Origin of the sequence: Arcicella lustrica, assembly GCF_034930985.1 — a bacterium.
GTDB classification, from domain to species: domain Bacteria; phylum Bacteroidota; class Bacteroidia; order Cytophagales; family Spirosomataceae; genus Arcicella; species Arcicella lustrica.
In genome coordinates, this window is the sequence record NZ_JAYGIM010000013.1 from 108,657 (window position 1) to 126,847 (window position 18,191).

16 protein-coding genes are annotated in these 18,191 nt (G+C 35.9%); 7 read left to right on the top strand and 9 right to left on the bottom strand.

Annotation, left to right across the window (positions count from 1 at the left end):
- The first annotated feature begins 54 nt into the window (after window positions 1-54).
- Window positions 55-1,527, top strand: coding sequence for a DUF4301 family protein (locus VB798_RS17085; RefSeq protein ID WP_323260513.1), 1,473 nt, complete (start codon window positions 55-57; stop codon window positions 1,525-1,527).
- Between the two features lie 153 nt (window positions 1,528-1,680).
- Here the strand turns inward: VB798_RS17085 and VB798_RS17090 are convergent, their stop codons facing one another.
- Together VB798_RS17090 and VB798_RS17095 are read right to left on the bottom strand one after the other, a co-directional pair.
- A complete protein-coding gene (locus tag VB798_RS17090; RefSeq protein WP_323260515.1) occupies window positions 1,681-2,427 on the bottom strand; it encodes a pirin family protein in 747 nt (248 codons plus the stop codon).
- Between the two features lie 152 nt (window positions 2,428-2,579).
- Window positions 2,580-3,107 carry a YceI family protein gene (locus VB798_RS17095; protein WP_323260517.1) on the bottom strand — a complete coding sequence of 176 codons (528 nt, stop codon included), beginning with the start codon at window positions 3,105-3,107 and terminating at the stop codon, window positions 2,580-2,582.
- Window positions 3,108-3,485: 378 nt separating this feature from the next.
- On the opposite strand from VB798_RS17095, the gene VB798_RS17100 reads away from it, so the two are divergent.
- Genes VB798_RS17100 through VB798_RS17110 form a run of 3 tightly spaced genes read left to right on the top strand, consistent with a single transcriptional unit; the run spans window position 3,486 to window position 6,678 of the window.
- The gene (locus tag VB798_RS17100; protein ID WP_323260519.1) at window positions 3,486-4,724 is read left to right on the top strand and encodes a voltage-gated chloride channel family protein; all 1,239 of its coding nucleotides are present in this window, start codon (window positions 3,486-3,488) and stop codon (window positions 4,722-4,724) included.
- A 19-nt stretch (window positions 4,725-4,743) separates the two neighbouring features.
- The gene (locus tag VB798_RS17105) at window positions 4,744-6,018 is read left to right on the top strand and encodes a M14 family zinc carboxypeptidase (RefSeq protein WP_323260521.1); all 1,275 of its coding nucleotides are present in this window, start codon (window positions 4,744-4,746) and stop codon (window positions 6,016-6,018) included.
- Window positions 6,019-6,045: 27 nt separating this feature from the next.
- Entirely contained in the window at window positions 6,046-6,678 is a 633-nt protein-coding gene (locus VB798_RS17110; RefSeq protein WP_323260523.1) for a NeuD/PglB/VioB family sugar acetyltransferase, read from the top strand.
- A gap of 62 nt (window positions 6,679-6,740) precedes the next feature.
- Here the strand turns inward: VB798_RS17110 and fcl are convergent, their stop codons facing one another.
- Window positions 6,741-7,682, bottom strand: a complete 942-nt coding sequence (fcl, locus tag VB798_RS17115; protein ID WP_323260525.1) for a GDP-L-fucose synthase — start codon at window positions 7,680-7,682, stop codon at window positions 6,741-6,743.
- Window positions 7,683-7,871: 189 nt separating this feature from the next.
- On the opposite strand from fcl, the gene VB798_RS17120 reads away from it, so the two are divergent.
- A complete protein-coding gene (locus tag VB798_RS17120) occupies window positions 7,872-8,861 on the top strand; it encodes a toxin-antitoxin system YwqK family antitoxin (RefSeq protein ID WP_323260527.1) in 990 nt (329 codons plus the stop codon).
- 97 nt (window positions 8,862-8,958) lie between these two features.
- Here VB798_RS17120 and VB798_RS17125 read toward each other — a convergent pair whose 3' ends face one another.
- The 5 genes from VB798_RS17125 to VB798_RS17145 all read right to left on the bottom strand — a co-directional run bounded on the left by VB798_RS17125 (window position 8,959) and on the right by VB798_RS17145 (window position 14,025).
- Window positions 8,959-9,120, bottom strand: coding sequence for a hypothetical protein (locus tag VB798_RS17125; RefSeq protein WP_323256634.1), 162 nt, complete (start codon window positions 9,118-9,120; stop codon window positions 8,959-8,961).
- 21 nt (window positions 9,121-9,141) lie between these two features.
- The gene (locus tag VB798_RS17130; protein WP_323260529.1) at window positions 9,142-9,849 is read right to left on the bottom strand and encodes a head GIN domain-containing protein; all 708 of its coding nucleotides are present in this window, start codon (window positions 9,847-9,849) and stop codon (window positions 9,142-9,144) included.
- Window positions 9,850-10,015: 166 nt separating this feature from the next.
- Window positions 10,016-11,218 carry an anhydro-N-acetylmuramic acid kinase gene (locus VB798_RS17135; RefSeq protein ID WP_323260531.1) on the bottom strand — a complete coding sequence of 401 codons (1,203 nt, stop codon included), beginning with the start codon at window positions 11,216-11,218 and terminating at the stop codon, window positions 10,016-10,018.
- Between the two features lie 64 nt (window positions 11,219-11,282).
- A complete protein-coding gene (locus VB798_RS17140) occupies window positions 11,283-12,650 on the bottom strand; it encodes a sigma-54-dependent transcriptional regulator (RefSeq protein WP_323260533.1) in 1,368 nt (455 codons plus the stop codon).
- Between the two features lie 175 nt (window positions 12,651-12,825).
- Window positions 12,826-14,025, bottom strand: coding sequence for an MFS transporter (locus VB798_RS17145; protein WP_323260535.1), 1,200 nt, complete (start codon window positions 14,023-14,025; stop codon window positions 12,826-12,828).
- A 234-nt stretch (window positions 14,026-14,259) separates the two neighbouring features.
- Between VB798_RS17145 and VB798_RS17150 the strand changes: the two genes are divergently transcribed.
- Complete coding sequence (locus tag VB798_RS17150) at window positions 14,260-14,451, top strand: hypothetical protein (RefSeq protein ID WP_323260537.1); 192 nt, start codon at window positions 14,260-14,262, stop codon at window positions 14,449-14,451.
- A gap of 45 nt (window positions 14,452-14,496) precedes the next feature.
- On the opposite strand, the gene uvrA is transcribed toward VB798_RS17150, so the two are convergent.
- On the bottom strand, window positions 14,497-17,382 hold the full coding sequence (uvrA, locus tag VB798_RS17155; protein ID WP_323260539.1) for an excinuclease ABC subunit UvrA: 2,886 nt from the start codon (window positions 17,380-17,382) through the stop codon (window positions 14,497-14,499).
- A 201-nt stretch (window positions 17,383-17,583) separates the two neighbouring features.
- On the opposite strand from uvrA, the gene VB798_RS17160 reads away from it, so the two are divergent.
- Entirely contained in the window at window positions 17,584-18,150 is a 567-nt protein-coding gene (locus VB798_RS17160) for a hypothetical protein (protein ID WP_323260541.1), read from the top strand.
- Window positions 18,151-18,191 lie beyond the last annotated feature (41 nt).

Genomic DNA, 18,191 nt, shown 5'->3' on the forward strand with positions numbered 1-18,191 from the left:
TATATTTGTAATAAAGAATAAGCGCATATATTGATTACCGCAAACCAAATTACTATGTTTACTAAAAACGACCTCAATCAAATTCAGGAATTAGGCATTGACTTAGAAACTGTTGAGCAACAAATTCAAGATTTTACAGATGGATTTCCATTTATGCAACTTCAAAAAGCGGCTATTCCTGAAAATGGCGTAACGCAACTTTCCGAAGAAAAACTGGCAGAGTATGTAGCTCTTTATGAAAGTAAAGTAAAAAGCATTACGCCCTTGAAATTTGTTCCTGCTTCTGGTGCAGCCTCAAGAATGTTTAAGTCTTTATTTGCCTTTTTGGAAGAAGGGAAATCCGACAAATCAACGAATCAATTCTTTGAGCGATTATCTGAATTTGCGTTTTATGACGATTTACAAAAAGTTCTCCCTGAAAATGCTGATGAGAAAACCATTGCCGATTACTATTTAACAAGCAAAGGTTTAGAATACGGTACTTTACCAAAAGGACTTTTGAAGTTTCATAAATACGAAAAAGCCAACAGAACCGCTATCGAAGAGCATTTAGTAGAAGGCGCAAATTATGCTAATACAGATGGAATCGTGAAATTACATTTTACCGTTTCTCCTGAGCATTTAAGCCGTTTCAAGGCACTTTTAGATGCAGTATTGCCTACTTATGAAGCTGACTACGGTGTAAAATATGACATTACTTTTTCTGAGCAAAGAAAATCGACAGATACCATTGCCGTGAATTTGGACAATACGCCATTCCGTGAAAAAGATGGTTCGTTATTGTTCCGTCCAGCGGGTCATGGTGCTTTATTGGCTAATTTGAATGATATTGATGCCAATATTGTGTTTATTAAAAATATTGATAATGTAGTGCCAGACCGCATCAAACAAACTACTTATGATTATAAGAAAGCTTTGGCGGGCGTTTTACTTCATTATCAAGATAAGATTTTTGATTATCAACATCAATTAACAGAATGGGCTTCGCAACCTTTGATTAATGAATTGACAGAATTCTTTGAAAAAGAACTGTGTGTATTACAAAACTCAGCATTTACAGATTTGCCTCACAACGAAAAAGTAGCTTATTTCTTGAAAAAGCTGAATCGTCCATTACGTGTTTGTGGTGTGGTAAAAAATACTGGCGAGCCGGGTGGTGGTCCTTTCTGGTGTAAAAATGCTGACAGAACTACTTCATTACAAATAGTAGAATCTGCGCAAGTTGATTTAGACGATGAAGAACAAAAAGCTATTTTCAATAACTCAACACACTTCAATCCAGTTGATTTGATTTGTTCTCTGAAAAATAACAAAGGCGAAAAATTCGATTTATTGAAATTCCGTGACCCAAAAACAGGTTTTGTTACTCAAAAATCTAAAGATGGTAAAGACTTGAAAGCACAGGAATTACCAGGACTTTGGAACGGTGCAATGTCTGATTGGAATACGATTTTTGTAGAAGTTCCTTTAATTACTTTCAATCCTGTAAAAACAGTGAACGATTTATTAAGAGACGAACACCAATAGAGTGATGAATGTTGAGTGCAGAGTGAGGAGTAAAGTGAATTGTGAATGAGGAGTTTTGAGTGAGGAATAATTAAAAAAATTACTCCTCACTCAAAACTCCTCATTCATCATTAAAAAACTCCTCACTCCGCATTCATAACTCTGCATTCAAAACTATTCTAATTCCATTGGTACTTCCATCAATAATAATTCAACACCATTTTCGGTTTCGAAATTTACTTCAGTAATACCTTCCAAGCCTAATCCATCACGTAATTCTAATGTTTCGTCACTTGTATTTACGCTACCGTTTACTACAAAAATGTACAATCCGTTTCCTTCACGATTGATTTTGTAAGTAAACTCTTTCCCCGCTTCAAACTTGCCCATACTGAAATATGCATCTTGATGAATACCCAAAGTATTTGGAATATTAGCTTCAATTGGCGTAACCAACAATTGAAAATTGTTATGTTGAGCTTCCAAATCAAATTTCATTTGGTCGTAGCGTGGTGTTACATTTCCTTTATTCGGAAACAACCAAATTTGAAATAATTTTAAGGTCTCGTCTTTTTGATGGTTAAACTCTGAATGGTAAACGCCCGTTCCAGCCGACATTACTTGTACTTCGCCTTTGGTGATAATGCCGTGATTGCCTTGATTGTCTTTGTGTTCAACCACACCTTCTGTCGGAATCGTAATGATTTCCATATTATCGTGCGGGTGCATTCCGAAACCTTTTCCACCAGCAATTTGGTCATCATTCAATACTCTTAACACGCCAAAATGTACTCTTTTAGGGTCATGATAACCCGAAAATGAAAATGTTAAGCGAGTTTTCAACCAACCGTGGTCAGCCTGTCCACGAGTACCAGCTTTATGTAAAGTTTTTTTGAAGGCTGTTCCGAATATCGTTTCCATTGTTTTATTATTTAACAATTAGTTTTGAGTTGTGAACTTTCAGCCATGAGATTGTATTTTTAACTTTTAAGATTTGTCAACTTTACAAAAGTTGACAAATCTATCTCAAATCTATAAACTCCGCACTCAAAACTCCCAACTCAAAATTCAAATTACGCTTGTTTCACCAATTGAATATTGGCTATCAATTTTACTTCCTCACTTACCAATGCACTTCCTGCTTCTGTGATTGCGTTCCAAGCTAAACCAAAATCTTTACGATTGATTTTTCCTTTTAATTCAAAACCAGCTTTTACATTTCCCCAAGGGTCAGTAGCTGTTCCGTTATATTCTACGTCAAGTGTTACTGGTAAAGTAACATCTTTGATTGTTAAGTCCCCTACTAATTCAAAATCGTCACCATCTTTAGTGAAAGAAGTAGATTTGAAAGATAAAGTTGGGAATTGTTCCGCATCAAAGAAATCCGCACTTTTCAAGTGTCCATCACGTTGTTCGCTGTTTGTATTAATTGAAGCTGTATTTGCTTCAAATGAAATTGATGCACCATCAAAATCGTCTCCAGCTTCTACTGAGCCACTGAATTCCTTGAAGTTTCCTGTTACTGTAGTAATTACTAAATGTTTTACTTTAAATTGAATTTCTGAATGTGAAGCGTCGATTGCCCAAGTTGCAGTTGCCATTGTTATGTTTAGTTTATTTGTTATTGAAATATAAATGTATATACATTTAATGTTATAACATTAAAATGCAAAATAGGTTCAATTGAATTAAAAAAAATTGAAAAAATAAAATACAACCAATTCACACATTCGAACTTAGAGCTGTACGAATGATTTAATTTGTTCAAAATATTTCATTAGTTTAATTTTTTGTAGCGGCAAACCCTTGCGGTTGCCGCACTCAAAACGGCAACTGCAAGGGTTTGCCGCTACGTCAACTTAGTTTTAATCCTTGGTAAAATACTAATCCTAAATCCCAAATCTCAAATCCGCCATTTATCACTCTTACTTATATTGGATTACATTCCGTAATTTTACTTGATTAACTCACCAACACAAATGATGAATCAACAAATCTTTGTTTTGAAATTTACGTTGAAGTGGCTTCTAATAGCAGTCATTGTCGGTTTGGCAATTGGTTCTGCTTCGGCTTTCTTTTTAGTTTCACTTGATTGGACGACTCATTTTCGTGAAAATCACCAATGGCTCATTTGGTTTCTGCCATTGGGCGGTTTGGCGGTTGGTGCTATTTATCATTACTTCGGACAAGACGTAGCAAAAGGAAATAATCAATTGATTGAAGAAATTCAGCATCCTGAAAAAACAATTCCTTTTAAAATGATGCCGCTGATTTTATTGACTACTTTACTCACGCATTTGGTTGGAGGTTCGGCAGGAAGAGAAGGAACGGCTGTACAAATGGGCGGAGCAATCGCTGATTTTTTTACAAAACCTTTAAAATTCAATAACTTAGACCGAAAGATATTGTTGATGATGGGCATAAGTGCTGGTTTTGCTTCGGTTTTTGGTACTCCTTTGGCAGGAACAATTTTTGCTTTAGAAGTGGCTTTTATCGGGAAAGTGCGTTATGAAGCCATTTTGCCAAGTCTTTTTTCAGCTTTAGTGGCAGATTATACTTGTCAGGAACTTTGGCATGTTGGTCATACACATTATGCTATTCCAGAAGTACCACATTTGGCTATTTCAGCAATTCTGTGGGCAATACTTGCAGGTATTTTGTTTGGCTTAGTCGGAATGCTTTTTGCCAAAAGCACACATTTTTGGAGTAATTTATTCAAAAGTAAAATTACTTATCCACCTTTGCGACCAGTAGTCGGTGGCGTACTTTTAGCCATTTTGTTTTTTGCTGTGGGTACTTCAAAATATAATGGTTTGGGTGTTTCAGTAATTGTTGAATCGTTTAGCGAGAAATTACCTTTTTATGATTTTTTAGCGAAAATATTTTTTACATCACTTACTTTAGGTTCAGGATTTAAAGGTGGCGAAGTAACGCCCTTGTTTTATATTGGAGCAACGATGGGAAATGCTTTGACGAATTTTATTCCGCTTCCAATAGCACTTTTGGCTGGAATGGGCTTTGTGGGCGTTTTTGCGGGAGCTTCCAATACGCCAATTGCTTGTACTTTGATGGGAATTGAGTTATTTGGAGCAGAATCTGCTATTTATTTAGCATTGGCTTGCGTGATGGCTTACTCTTTTTCAGGTCATTCAGGAATTTATTCTGCCCAAAAAATTGGTGTAGGAAAACATAAAATACCCGACGAAGAGTTTTTATAAACCTTTCAACCTGAAGCCGATGAAAAAGATTATATTAATTATATTGATGTTTATGATGAATACCATATCAGAAAATTACGCTCAAGATTTAGGAAAAATACTTCACGAAAATCACGATATTTTCCGTGAATCAACGGTTACAAAACGTAGATTCGGATACCAAACTTTGGTGGACAGAATTGAACAAATGAAAAAAAAACCTTTGTTTGAAGTGTCAAAAGCTACCCAGTCGAGTGAAGGAAGAGATATTTTCTTGATAAAATGTGGAACAGGAAAAACCAAAGTACTCCTTTGGTCGCAAATGCACGGCGATGAAGCTACGGCAACAATGGCTTTGATGGACATTTTTAATTTCTTGGAAAATAAAAAAAGTACTGCCAACGAAGACCAAGCACTCACGCAATTGCGAACAGATTTGCTGAAAGAATGCACTTTTTATTTTGTTCCGATGTTGAATCCTGACGGGGCAGAAGCGTGGACACGCTACACGGCTTTGGGAATTGATATGAATCGTGATGCTTTGGCAACACAAACGCCAGAAGGAAGTTTATTAAAAAAACTAGTGTTGGATTTAAAACCAGATTTTTCATTCAATCTTCACGACAAAGGCAGACGTTATTCAGCTGGTAAAACGGGAAATTTAGCGACTATTTCTTTTTTGGCAACTGCTTATAACGAAGCTCAAGAAGTAAACGAAACTCGAAAAAAAGCCATGTTGATTATCGTCGGAATGAATCATGCTTTGCAACCATTTATTCCGAATGCAGTAGGGAAATGGCCTTCAGATTTTGAGCCACGTGCTTTTGGCGATAATATTCAAAAATGGGGTTCGACCCTGATTTTGATAGAATCAGGCGGTTTCAAAGGCGACCCAGAAAAACAGTACATCCGAAAACTGAATTTTGTTTCAATCCTTACAGGTTTGAAAATGATTTCGGATCAATCTTACGAAAAAGAAAATATCAAAGAGTACGATGCAATTCCTGTAAACGATAAAGTGATTTTTGATTTAATTATCAGAAATGTAACTATTAAAAAAGGAAATAGTACTTATCAAGCTGATATTGCCATTAATAGAAACGAAAAACCTGTAAAAGGCAGAGACTATTTTACGCAAAGTTCTGTAATTGAGGAAATTGGCGATATGTCGGTGTTTTTTGGTACAGACGAAATTGATGCCACAGGCTTGACATTCAGTGCAGAAAAAGAAATTGGTTTGGAGCAAAAAGCTGATTTTGAATTAGTAAAAGACGGAAAAGTAATTTATAAAATTAATAACGGAGTAAAATTGTAACTTGATTCAGTGAATCAGGAAAAATGTATGGAGAATCCAGTAATGATTTTAGGTGCAGGCGGTTTAGGAGCTGTCGCCCTTGATATTTTCAAAACAAATAATGTGGTCGTTTATGCTTTTTTAGACGACAACAAAGAATTACATAATACTGAAATCGACGATGTAATCGTGATGGGAAGTACTGACGACGATGATTATACCAAATTAATCGGGAAAAGATGTGAAGTATTTATCGCTGTTGATGAATTGAAAGTTCGTCAGAATTTGGTGGAAATGTTGCATAATGATAAAAAAGTACAACCTGTAAATGCTATTCACGAACAAACCGCCATTGCTGCCACAGCAACTATCGGACATGGAAATTTGATTTCAGCAGGAACAATCATTAACGCTCGTGCAGAAATCGGAAACCATAATTTACTCCACAGCCGTGTGATTGTGGATTATGATGCCAAAGTAGGAGATTTTGTTCAAATCGGTTCGGGAAGTATTATTGGTTCAGGCGTTTCTATTGACGATAACGTTTTTATTGGCTCAGGCGTAACAATTGTTTCGGGCGTGAAAATCGGAAAAGGAGCAAGAATCGGAGCCGGTTCGGTAGTCGTTGAAAGTGTGAAAGCTCGTGAAACAGTTTTCGGAAATCCAGCGAAGAAAGTATAAATCAACGTATTAAAAAATTCTCTATTTAGGAAAAGTCCATTTCCTAAATAGAGAATTTTTCATTATAATCTTAACGTATCATGATGAACTAAAAAATCTTGATATGCCAAAGCAATTCCTTGCTCTAGTACTATTGTGTGCTTCCAACCTTTAGCATGAAGTTTTGAAACATCCATTAATTTTCTTGGCGTACCATCTGGCTTAGCAGTATCCCAAATTAATTCTCCTGTAAAACCAACTACTTTTTTTACGGTTTCTGCCAATTCCTTAATCGTTACATCTGTTCCAGTTCCAACATTAATAAACTCTTCTTCACTATAATTTTCCATCAAGAAAACACAAGCTTCTGCTAAATCGTCAGCATGCAAAAATTCTCTCATTGGCGAACCCGTTCCCCAAAGCGTTACAGAAGTATTTCCAGCTAATTTAGCCTCATGAAATTTACGAATCATCGCAGGCATTACGTGCGATTTTTGTAAATCATAATTATCATTTGGTCCATAAAGATTCGTTGGCATTACCGAAATAAAATCACAGCCGTATTGTCTTCTGTACGACTCACACATTTTAATTCCTGCAATTTTGGCAATGGCATAAGGTTCATTGGTTTCTTCCAACAAGCCTGTCAACAAATATTCTTCTTTCAAAGGTTGCGGAGCTAATTTTGGATAAATACACGAAGAACCCAAAAACATCAACTTTTTCACTTTGTTCACAAAAGAACTGTGAATTACATTGTTTTGAATCGACAAATTTTCAAACAAAAAATCTGCTCTGTAAGTATTATTGGCGATAATCCCTCCTACTTTTGCCGCAGCCAAGAATACATATTCAGGCTTTTCATTCTCAAAAAAATCGGCAACGGCTTGTTGATTACGAAGGTCAAGTTCTTTAGAGGTTTTCAATACAAAATTGGTAAAACCTTTTTCCTGTAGTTTTCTATGAATTGCCGAACCCACCATTCCTCTGTGGCCAGCGATGTAAATTTTAGCGTCTTTTTCCAAGATATATATTGTATAATTTGCTCTGTTCTTGTGATAGAACGAAATTCCTTATCTTTACTTATAAAAATAAATTATTCGTATTTTCGTTCACAAAGGTAACCATTTCAAGTTGATAACAGGAAAATCTGACATGGCAAACCTGCTGATTTTCGATTCTTTTGATTCCATAATATCTTTTCGTCTATAAAAATGAAGTCTATCGTTTTCTTTTTAATACTTATATTTTCGTTCGTTTCGCAATGTTCATTTGCACAAAATGATGAATTCAAGACGAATGCCAAACCCAAAACCGATACTTCTGCCAAGAAAAAAGGTGGAATTTTAGGTGGCTTAATCCAGTCTGATTTATTAGATAATGTAAAAAATGCTAAGAAAACTATCAAAGACAATCAAGATGAATTTAAGAGGTTAAGTAGCGATGCTAGTGATTTAACGGCTGATTTGGGCTTAAAAATCAATAAATCGAAAAAGAAAAGTAAAGTAAAAAAACAGCCTAAAGATTCTTACGAAGACATAAAATTTGAGTTACGCATTGGCGAATACGGTTCTGGAACAAGGCTAACCATTGAAGAAATTCATGTACTGAGAAACCCTGATGAAGCCGAACCAAGCATTTATGCTAAAGAAATTTGGTGGTACGACCCAAAACTTAGAAGAGTAACCAACGTGCCTAGAAAAGATAAAAATTACGGAGAAGTTTGTCATGGTCCTTATAAAAAATATGTGAACGATGAGTTAGTTGAAGAAGGCTTTTTTTATGTTGGTGTAAAAGATGGACGTTGGGAAACTTACAATCAAGAGTATATTCTTCTAACAAAAGAAAAGTATAAAAAAGGTTTTTTTGCAGATTCAAAAATTAGCTATTACGACAAAGCTGAAACTAAAATCAAAGAAGTAGTTCCTGTAAAATACAATAAAGTAACGGGGGAATATCGCTCATTTTATGAAGGCGGACAGCTAAAAGAAGAAGGGAAATTTGATGATAGTGTAAAAATAGGTCGTTGGCGAGAGTATCATCAATTTGGAGCAATGGGACGCTTAAAAAAGGAAACGCTTTACCCAAAAGACAAATTTGATACTTCTGAAACAGTCGTTCTGCAAGAACGAGACAACAAAGGGAAAATCATTTACGAAGCCCCCAAAGCAAAAAAGAAAAGTGAGGATGAAGAGGAGAATTAAGACAATAAACATGAGTCATCCCGAATTTTAAAATCACAAAAAAGCGGTCGAAAAACTAATTTCGACCGCTTTTTTGTGATTGATGGGCAACGAATTCCTACTGTTTGAGCGAAGCGAGTTTAGGAATTCTTGATTTTTTTGCGGCCGCCGCTGCGGTTACTTTTTGTATCAAGACAAAAAGTAAGGACGAGAACAAATCCAAAAAACTTTTAAATCTTCTAAAACTCGCTATTTTAGGAGAAAATTCGGGATGACTCATGTTTTTTTATTTATTCAAAATCTATCGTTTATGAATATCCGAACCGCCCGAAGAGCTTGATTTAACTACTCTTGCATTGCCTTTGTGATATACATCGCTACCGCCAGTGGCTGTAATACTAATTTCTTTTTCAGCCCAAACATAGGCATCAGAACCACCAGTTGACGAAACACTACAGAAACTTGTTCTTAAATCTGAAGCTTTCAAATCACTTCCTCCCGTTGATGAAGCTTTAAAAACAGTAGCTGTTCCAACCAAAGTAACATCAGAACCACCCGTTGTTTGACAAGTAAGTTCGTCGGCATCTAGTTCTAATTTAACATCCGAACCTCCTGTAGCACTTACGTTCAGTTTAATCAAATCTAATTTATTTTCTGAATAAACATCCGAACCTCCTGTAGCAGAAATACCAGCTAAGTCTTTTATCGTAACATACACTTTTACAGGTTTAGAATTCCAATTGAACCAACCCCATTTAGAGTTTTCAACATAGATACTCAAGCCTCCATCTTTTACTTCTGTAACGATGTCGTTGATTTTATCTTTGTCTGCATTCACGATAACCGATTGGGTATTTCCTTGTTTGATATACAAATCGATACCACTTGTTACACGAATGGTTTTAAAACCAGCAAGCGAACGGTTTTCTTTAGTAAGTTGAGCAAAAGTAGTTACTACTGAAAAAAGTGTAATAAATACTATTGAAAGAGATTTAGCGATGTTTTTCATGATACCTATTGTCTAATTGTGATAATTATCTGATTGTGAATGAGCGAGTTAGTGATTGAATGAATGACGGCTTTGAAATCAATTTAAAAATCACCGAAATCCGACATCAAAAATCCGAAGTTCTACAACTCTGTCATTAGATGCAAAGGAGCAATTAAAGGTTGCATTAGCTTGGAAAAGAAATTTTGCCCATCGCTACCGAAGGAATTCCTTTTCTTGTTCCAAAATCAGATTCTCCACCAGCAACGGTTTCGTTAGCTAAAATGGCAAAGAGTACTGCTTCCTTGGCATCGCCAGAAATACCTAAATCGTCTGTTTTAAAGAAATTAGAAGGAATTAATTCTTTCAACCATTGAACCAACAATGGATTGTGCATTCCTCCACCAGAAAGATAAATATTGAAATCTGCTAACGATTGCGAGCCTACCGCCCAATGAATGGCTTCTGAAATGGTTTCTGCACTGAATCGGGTAAGAGTCGCCAATAAATCATTCACAGAAATACTTTCTGTTTTACTGATTTCCTGTGCTCTTTTGACATATTCAATACTGAATAATTCTGGTCCAGTTGTTTTTGGGAAAGGAGCAAAAAAGAAATTATCTGCTTTCAAAACTTCTAATAATCTTGCATTGACAATTCCTTGTTTGGCAATGGCTGCATCTTTATCATAAGCTAAATCTGGAAAATAAACTCTTGTGAAAGCATCAATCAGCGTATTTCCAGTTCCTGTATCCGTCACAAATACTTCTTCTGGATTCATACTTGCAGGTAAAAAAGTGAAATTGGCAATACCACCCATATTGAGCATAATGCGGTTTTCTCCCTTTTTTCCGAAAATAAAGTAATCTCCATAAACGGCTAAAGGTGCACCTTCGCCACCAGCAGCAATATGTTTTTGCCTGAAATCAGAAAGCGTAATAATACCCGTTTTTACAGCGATGTGGTCGCCGTCGCCAATTTGTAAAGTGGCATTCGGAAACATTTCTTGCTGATGCAAAATTTTAGGAGCGTGCATCACAGTTTGCCCATGAGAAGCGACCAAATCTACTTCGTCAGCATCAATTTTCCACTTTTTTAGACAATCCAAAATCATTTCAGCATGTAGTAAACCAATCCACTCATTCAGTAAAGCCAAGTGTTGAAAATCAATCGTTTTTTTGGCAAATACTTTTCTGATTTCCGTTTTGATGGCTTCGGAATAATCAACAGTTTCGAAATTCAATAGTTTAACAACGGTGTCTTCTCCACTTCCTGAAATTTCACAAAGGGCTACATCCAGTCCATCCATTGAAGTACCAGACATCAAACCAATAATTTTTCGAGAAGTTTTTCCAGCTAGTTGATAAAGTTTTTCTACGTTTTTATTCATGTTTTTGTCTAATTGATGAGTATCCGTTCAGTGTTTTCACATATTATTAATCACTTAAATTTGATTAAATATCATACTTCCCTAAACGTCTATACAAAGCGGTGCGGGTTAAACCTAATTCACGAGCGGCTTTGGTGATGTTCCCGTCATGTCTTTCGATGGCTTTCAGAATCGTTGATTTTTCCATTTCATCAATCCGTAAAGTATTAGGCTCATTACTCATGGCAATAGGATTTTCGATGGAAGAACTTAAGTCCAAATCACGAGCTGTTAATACTTGTTCATCCGACATAATTACGGCTCTTTCTATAGCGTGTTGCAATTCACGAATATTACCTGGAAAAGCATATTTACGCAATTTATCTTTGGCTTTTTCGTCAATTTCACGAAGATTTTTGTGGTATTGCTGTGCGTAAGTCTTTGTAAAATACTCTGCCAATAAAACAACATCATCACCACGACTACGAAGTGGTGGCAAAGTAATTTCTATGGTATTTAGTCGATAAATTAAATCTTTGCGATACTGATTTTGTGCCGACATTTCTTTGATTGGTGCATTTGTCGCAGAAATTAAACGAATATCAATTGCTACTGGTGCATTTGTTCCCAAACGAGTTACTTCTCTATTCTGTAAAACAGTCAATAATTTTGCTTGTTGTGGCAAAGAAATATTTCCGATTTCATCCAAAAACAAAGTGCCTTTATTGGCTGATTCAAAACGACCAGCACGGTCTTCACGGGCATCTGTAAAAGCGCCTTTTTTATGTCCAAACAATTCAGATTCAAATAAACTTTCCGTTAAAGAACCTAAATCTGCATGGACAAAAGGTTTTCCAGCTCTCATTGATTTTTGATGAATCAATTTTGCTACTTCCCCTTTTCCTGTTCCGTTTTCTCCTAAAATCAAAATATTGGCATCGGTCGGAGCAATCTTTTCGATTTTATAGAAAATATCTTGCATGGCTTCGCTTTTACCAAGTAAAGAATTGATAATGGTAGGAGCCGCACTTTTTTTATTTTTACTTGAGATGGGATTTTCTAAAGCAGATTTTTCAAGAGCTTCTTCAATAGTGACTAATAATTTTTCATTTCGCCAAGGTTTCAATACAAAATCTGTTGCTCCTTCTTTCACCGAACGTACTGCCAAATCAATGTCTCCATAAGCGGTAATCATAATTACGGCTACAGATTTATTGATTTCTCTGATTTTTCTCAACCAAAAAATACCTTCATTTCCTGTATTCAATGAACTTTTGTAGTTCATATCCAGCAAAATCAAATCGAATTGAGTTTGAGCCAATAATGATTGAATACGTTCAGGATTTTTTTCGGTAACGATTTCTTTTACTTCAGGACGAAGTAACATTTTCACAGCAACCAGTACGTCTGGGTCATCATCGATAGCAAGTATTTTGGCGTTTTTTAGAGACATGTTAGAGATTTAAGCTATGAGTGTTGAGATGTAAGCCTTTTTTAAACAGAATTGAGCATCGTTTATAAACTTATTCAACATTAAAAAGTTCAAAAACTGAAAGCTCAAAGCTCATGACTGAAAGCTGACAGCTTTTTCAAAGATACAATTTTACCAACAAAGGTTGCATGAGATTTTATCTCAAAGTTTTTAAATACAAAAAGCCTGCTGTTGATAATACACAAAAACTTCCCATTACGTACCATAAAGTAGTAAAACCAAAGTGTTCCGCCAATTGTGAGCCAATAGTTGGCGATGAAATTTGAGCAAAAGAATAACACATGGTGTACATCGCAATGTATTGTCCACGGTTAGATTCATCCGAACGTTCTATCGAAAAACTTTGCATAAATGGCATCGCAAACATTTCTCCTACAGTATTCAAAATGATTGAAATCCAGAGTATTCCTACAAAGAAATAGGTATTAAAAACCCAAAAAGATAAAGCTGTCAAGGCTGTTCCAATCGCAATCAGGTTTGTTTTCAGAAATTTCCCATCTAATTGATGTACCAAAATCATTTCTATAAAAGCAATCATCAAGCCATTACAAACCATCAATAAACCTATTTGCGATTCGGGCAAATGATACACCGTTCGGAAATACAGCGGTTCTAAACTGAATAATTGAAAAAATGAAATGGCGTATAGCGTAACACAAACAATAAAAAACCAATATACTTTATCTCGATAAGGCGAAAGCACCAATGGTTTTGTCAACTGTATTTCAGATTGATTATTACTTTTTTGAATAGGTACTTTTAGCAAAACTCTTAACAAAATAGCAGCTACAATACAAGTAATTCCATCTGCCCAAAAGAGTAAATCGTAATTGATTTCAGCAAGAATTCCACCCATCCCTCCGCCTATCGACCAACCTAAATTAATCGCCAAGCGATTCAAAGAAAAAGAACGAGTACGGTTTTCTGCCTCACTATAATGCGCTAAAGCAGCCGCATTGGCTGGACGAAAACTATCTCCAAATAAAGTAAAAATGAATACTCCTGTACAAATGGCATAAAAATTAGTGAGGTGCATTATCATCAATAACATCATTCCTGCGAACAGTAAACTAAAAAATTGGATGTAATAAAATCCAATTTTATCCGTCAGTCTTCCTCCTAAAAAAGTACCACATAATGCGCCTGTTCCATACACGCCCATCACAATACCTGCATCCGTTACGCTAAAATGTAGTTTCTGTGTTAAGTAAAGCGACAAAAAGGGCAAAACCATTGTGCCACTTCTGTTGACAAACATTACACCAGAAAGTAACCATACAGATTTGGGTAATCCTAAGTAAGCATTTCTATATAATTGTATGGATTTGGCAAACATTGTTTACGATGTAAGATTTAGAAACCGAAGACAAATTATCACTGAATTAACTTATGCTCTATGCACATATTTCTAGTTTAAGCGACAAAAAACGTGTTGTTTGACAAAAAAACAGGGAGAAATTATTTTTTTGTCAAACAAAAAATATTAACTTATGTTCAGAATTAATAGTAAATGACCTTTAAACGCATTTCACCTTAGACAAGCCCAAAAACGATGAAAAAAAAGCCTCTCATGCTAACAGCAGAATCCGTTGAAGTCTTAGTAACTAATATCGTCGAAGAATTATTGAAAGGACAAAACACTTACAAATCAGAAACAGACGCACTGAAACGAAAGATTAAAATTGGTATGCTTAGAACACTAACCTATCAAAAATTAATCAGAAAACAGCAACTCATTAACACTAGTCAACAGAACAACTAATCCATTTTAACTTTACCGCCATAAAGTTTCAATGTGTAAGATAGTTCAGATTTTTCCTTTCAAAAAGTCAGCCGTATAATTGCCTACTATCTTCGTCATTTGTTCGGGTGTTCCTTCAAAGGTAACAAAGCCTCCTTTTTCTCCACCTTCTGGGCCTAAGTCGATGATATAATCTGAAGATTTTATCACTTCCATATTATGTTCAATGATAATGACGGAGTCTCCTTGTTCTACCAAAGCATTAATGGCTTTCAATAATTTTTTAATGTCGTGAAAATGTAAACCTGTGGTAGGTTCATCAAAAATGAAAAGTGTTTTGCCTTTGTTCGGGTTTCCTTTTCCTAAGAAACTTGCCAATTTTACTCTTTGGGCTTCTCCGCCCGAAAGTGAATTAGACGATTGCCCCAATTTTACATAGCCCAAGCCTACTTCTTGGAGTGGCAATAATTTGTCGGCTAATTTGGCTTGGTCTTTCTTGAAAAGTTCAATCGCTTCATCGACCGTCATGTCTAATATATCTGCAATGTCTTTCTCATTGAATTTTACGTCTAAAATTTCTTGTTTAAAACGTTTTCCGCCGCAAGACTCACATTTCAATTTTACATCGGCCATAAATTGCATCTCAATCGTCACAAATCCTTCGCCTTGACAAGTTTCACAACGCCCACCTTCTACATTGAACGAGAAATGCGCAGGTTTATAACCTCTCGCTTTGGCAATTGGTTGTTCAGAATACAATAAGCGAATTTGGTCATAAGCCTTGATGTATGTAACAGGATTTGAGCGAGACGATTTTCCAATCGGATTTTGGTCAACCATTTCTACGGCTTCAATCTTGCCAATACTTCCACTGATTTCTGCATATTTACCTGCTTCATCGGTATAAGTTCCCAAATGACGCCCCAAAGCTGGATATAAAATCTTACGAATTAAAGTTGATTTTCCAGAACCACTTACACCCGTTACGGCAATCAAAATTCCCAAAGGAAATTTCACACTAACATCCTTTAAATTATTCTCGTAAGCCCCTTTTACTTCGATAAAACTGGTTGATTTTCTACGGAATTTTGGTACTTCTATGGTATCGTGTCCTGTTAAAAAATTAATCGTGTGCGAAAATCCAGCTTCTGGTTTTGCTTTCGCTTCAATATCATTAATGGTTTCCCAGTTTCCTTGAAAAACCAATTTTCCACCATTACTCCCAGCATCTGGACCAATATCAATAATTTGGTCAGCCGCACGCATTACTTCTTCTTCGTGTTCTACGACAATTACAGTATTGCCCATGTCTCGCAAAGACTCCAAAACAGAAACCAATCTTTGGGTATCTCTTGGATGCAAACCGATAGATGGTTCATCTAAAATATACATTGAACCCACCAAAGCGCTACCCAAAGAAGTAGCCAATTTGATGCGTTGAAATTCACCTCCCGAAAGTGTTGAAGACAAACGATTGAGTGTTAAATAACCCAAACCAACTTTCTCCATGTATTCTAAACGAGTTTCTATTTCTACTAAAATTCTTTTAGAAACACCATATTGATAATCAGGCAAATCAAGATTTTTGAAGAAATCGCTAACATCACTCAATGGCATAAGTACCAAATCAATGATTGATTTTCCTTCGATTTTCACATAACCTGCATCTTTTCGCAAACGTGAACCTTTACAATCTGGGCAAGTAGTTCGCCCACGATAGCGTGAAAGCATTACTCTGTATTGAATTTTATGCGTTTCTTTTTCCAACATCGCAAAGAAATCATCCAGACCTTGAAAATATTCATTTCCAGTCCAGAGTAATTCCTTTTGCTCGTCGCTTAAATCTTTGTAAGGTCGATGAATTGGGAAATCGAATTTTGCACCATTTTTCAATAATGGAATCAGCCATTCGCTCATTTTATCGGTTCTCCACGGAGCAATCGCTCCTTCGTAAACCGAAACACCTTTATCGGGAATGATTAAATCAGGGTCGAGTCCAAGAATTCTACCAAAACCTTCACAACGTTTACAAGCACCATAAGGATTGTTAAAGCTGAGTAAATTCAAAGAAGGTTCTTCAAAAACAATTCCATCGGCTTCAAAACGGTCGGAGAATACTTTCGTTTCATCCCCTACAATTTCGACGAAACAAGTACCATTTCCTTCAAAAAAAGCCGTTTGAATAGAATCCGAAAGACGAAATTGCGTTTCCTCCTCTGGTTGTCCGTCGGCTTCTTTTTTTATCACCACACGGTCGATGAGGATTTTATAATTATTACTGAATAAATCTATCGCAGGCAAATTTTTAAGTGCTGCTTTATCATCCAAAAGTTCTTCTAAGAATTTGGTTTCACCATCAACCACAATACGAGTATAGCCTTTTTGAAGTAAAATTTTCATTTCTTCTGAAAGCTTGCGTCCTTCTTTCAAGTAAAGTGGCGACAACACCATTACTCTTTGTCCTTCGTCTTTTGTAAACAAATAATTCACGACGTCTGTAACGGTATCTTTCCGTACTTCATTTCCAGAAATGGGCGAAAACGTTGTTCCAATTCTCGCAAAAAGTAATTTGAGATAATCATAAATTTCAGTAGTAGTTCCTACGGTAGAACGTGGGTTTTTACTCGAAACTTTTTGTTCGATAGCAATGGCTGGCGAAATTCCTTTGATATAATCGACATCAGGTTTTTCCATTCGCCCTAAGAATTGACGAGTATAAGAGCTTAAACTTTCAACGTACATTCGTTGCCCTTCGGCAAAAAGTGTATCAAAAGCCAAGGACGATTTCCCAGAACCCGACAAACCCGTAATCACGACCAGTTTGTTGCGAGGAATGGCAACATCAATATTTTTCAGATTATTTACTCTTGCCCCTTTGATGATGATAAAACGTTTAGGGTCAAGGTCTTCAAATGCAGTATGATTCTGGTTGATGATTTCGGTATTGTTCATGAAACAAAGATAAGAAATTCTGAACTGTGAAAATTGGCTTTTCAACAATCAAATAATGATAAAAGAGGCAAGAAAATAAACCTATTTACTTGTAGACAAGTTTTCTAAAAAGATTGTTTCGTGCTTTACAAGAAAATAGATAATCTTTGCGTTAAATTAGCAGATTCTATCAACGTTTCTAAGAAAAAATAAAATATAACCATGCAAAAATTACTTTTTATCATTCTAATCTCTATTACTGCTTATACTACTTCTTATTCACAAGCTCCTGTTGTTATCAAACAAGATAGTTCTGTTCGGGATTTAGACGAAGAACAAGATGTTAGAGATTTACCTTTTAGCCAAAGAATACGTTTTGGTGGCGGACTTGGCGGTTTGCAATTCGGAAACCCAACAGTAATTGGTATTTCGCCGATGGTTGGTTATCAAGCTACTAATGATTTTATCGTTGGTGTTGCGGTTGACTATCAATATTACAAACAAAGAAACTTTGCTTCGCTAAATCAATATGGGCCAAGAGTTTTCGGACAGTATCGTTTACATTTTTTAGATGATATTGCCTCTAATATGTTTGCTCAAGCAGAATTGCAAAAGTATTATTACAAACAAGCTGGGAATTCGTATGAGTATCCTGTTCAAACTTTAGCTGGAATTGGCGTTGGTTTTGGCGGTTTTCAGATTACAGCCTTATACAATTTTACTTACAAAGAGTATAATTCTCCTTACGGCAGTCCGTTGGTATTACGTGTTGGTGGATTTTTCTTCTAAAGAATACTTTATTACAATCACATAAGGCGGGTTTTCAATCC

Excerpts from the sequence above, each read along its gene's own strand:
- VB798_RS17085 (WP_323260513.1), top strand. The coding sequence starts at position 55 with ATGTTTACTAAAAACGACCTCAATCAAATTCAGGAATTAGGCATTGAC.
- VB798_RS17090 (WP_323260515.1), bottom strand. The coding sequence starts at position 2,427 with ATGGAAACGATATTCGGAACAGCCTTCAAAAAAACTTTACATAAAGCT.
- VB798_RS17095 (WP_323260517.1), bottom strand. The coding sequence starts at position 3,107 with ATGGCAACTGCAACTTGGGCAATCGACGCTTCACATTCAGAAATTCAA.
- VB798_RS17100 (WP_323260519.1), top strand. The coding sequence starts at position 3,486 with ATGATGAATCAACAAATCTTTGTTTTGAAATTTACGTTGAAGTGGCTT.
- VB798_RS17105 (WP_323260521.1), top strand. The coding sequence starts at position 4,744 with ATGAAAAAGATTATATTAATTATATTGATGTTTATGATGAATACCATA.
- VB798_RS17110 (WP_323260523.1), top strand. The coding sequence starts at position 6,046 with ATGGAGAATCCAGTAATGATTTTAGGTGCAGGCGGTTTAGGAGCTGTC.
- VB798_RS17120 (WP_323260527.1), top strand. The coding sequence starts at position 7,872 with ATGAAGTCTATCGTTTTCTTTTTAATACTTATATTTTCGTTCGTTTCG.
- VB798_RS17125 (WP_323256634.1), bottom strand. The coding sequence starts at position 9,120 with ATGAGTCATCCCGAATTTTCTCCTAAAATAGCGAGTTTTAGAAGATTT.
- VB798_RS17130 (WP_323260529.1), bottom strand. The coding sequence starts at position 9,849 with ATGAAAAACATCGCTAAATCTCTTTCAATAGTATTTATTACACTTTTT.
- VB798_RS17135 (WP_323260531.1), bottom strand. The coding sequence starts at position 11,218 with ATGAATAAAAACGTAGAAAAACTTTATCAACTAGCTGGAAAAACTTCT.
- VB798_RS17140 (WP_323260533.1), bottom strand. The coding sequence starts at position 12,650 with ATGTCTCTAAAAAACGCCAAAATACTTGCTATCGATGATGACCCAGAC.
- VB798_RS17145 (WP_323260535.1), bottom strand. The coding sequence starts at position 14,025 with ATGTTTGCCAAATCCATACAATTATATAGAAATGCTTACTTAGGATTA.
- VB798_RS17150 (WP_323260537.1), top strand. The coding sequence starts at position 14,260 with ATGCTAACAGCAGAATCCGTTGAAGTCTTAGTAACTAATATCGTCGAA.
- uvrA (WP_323260539.1), bottom strand. The coding sequence starts at position 17,382 with ATGAACAATACCGAAATCATCAACCAGAATCATACTGCATTTGAAGAC.
- VB798_RS17160 (WP_323260541.1), top strand. The coding sequence starts at position 17,584 with ATGCAAAAATTACTTTTTATCATTCTAATCTCTATTACTGCTTATACT.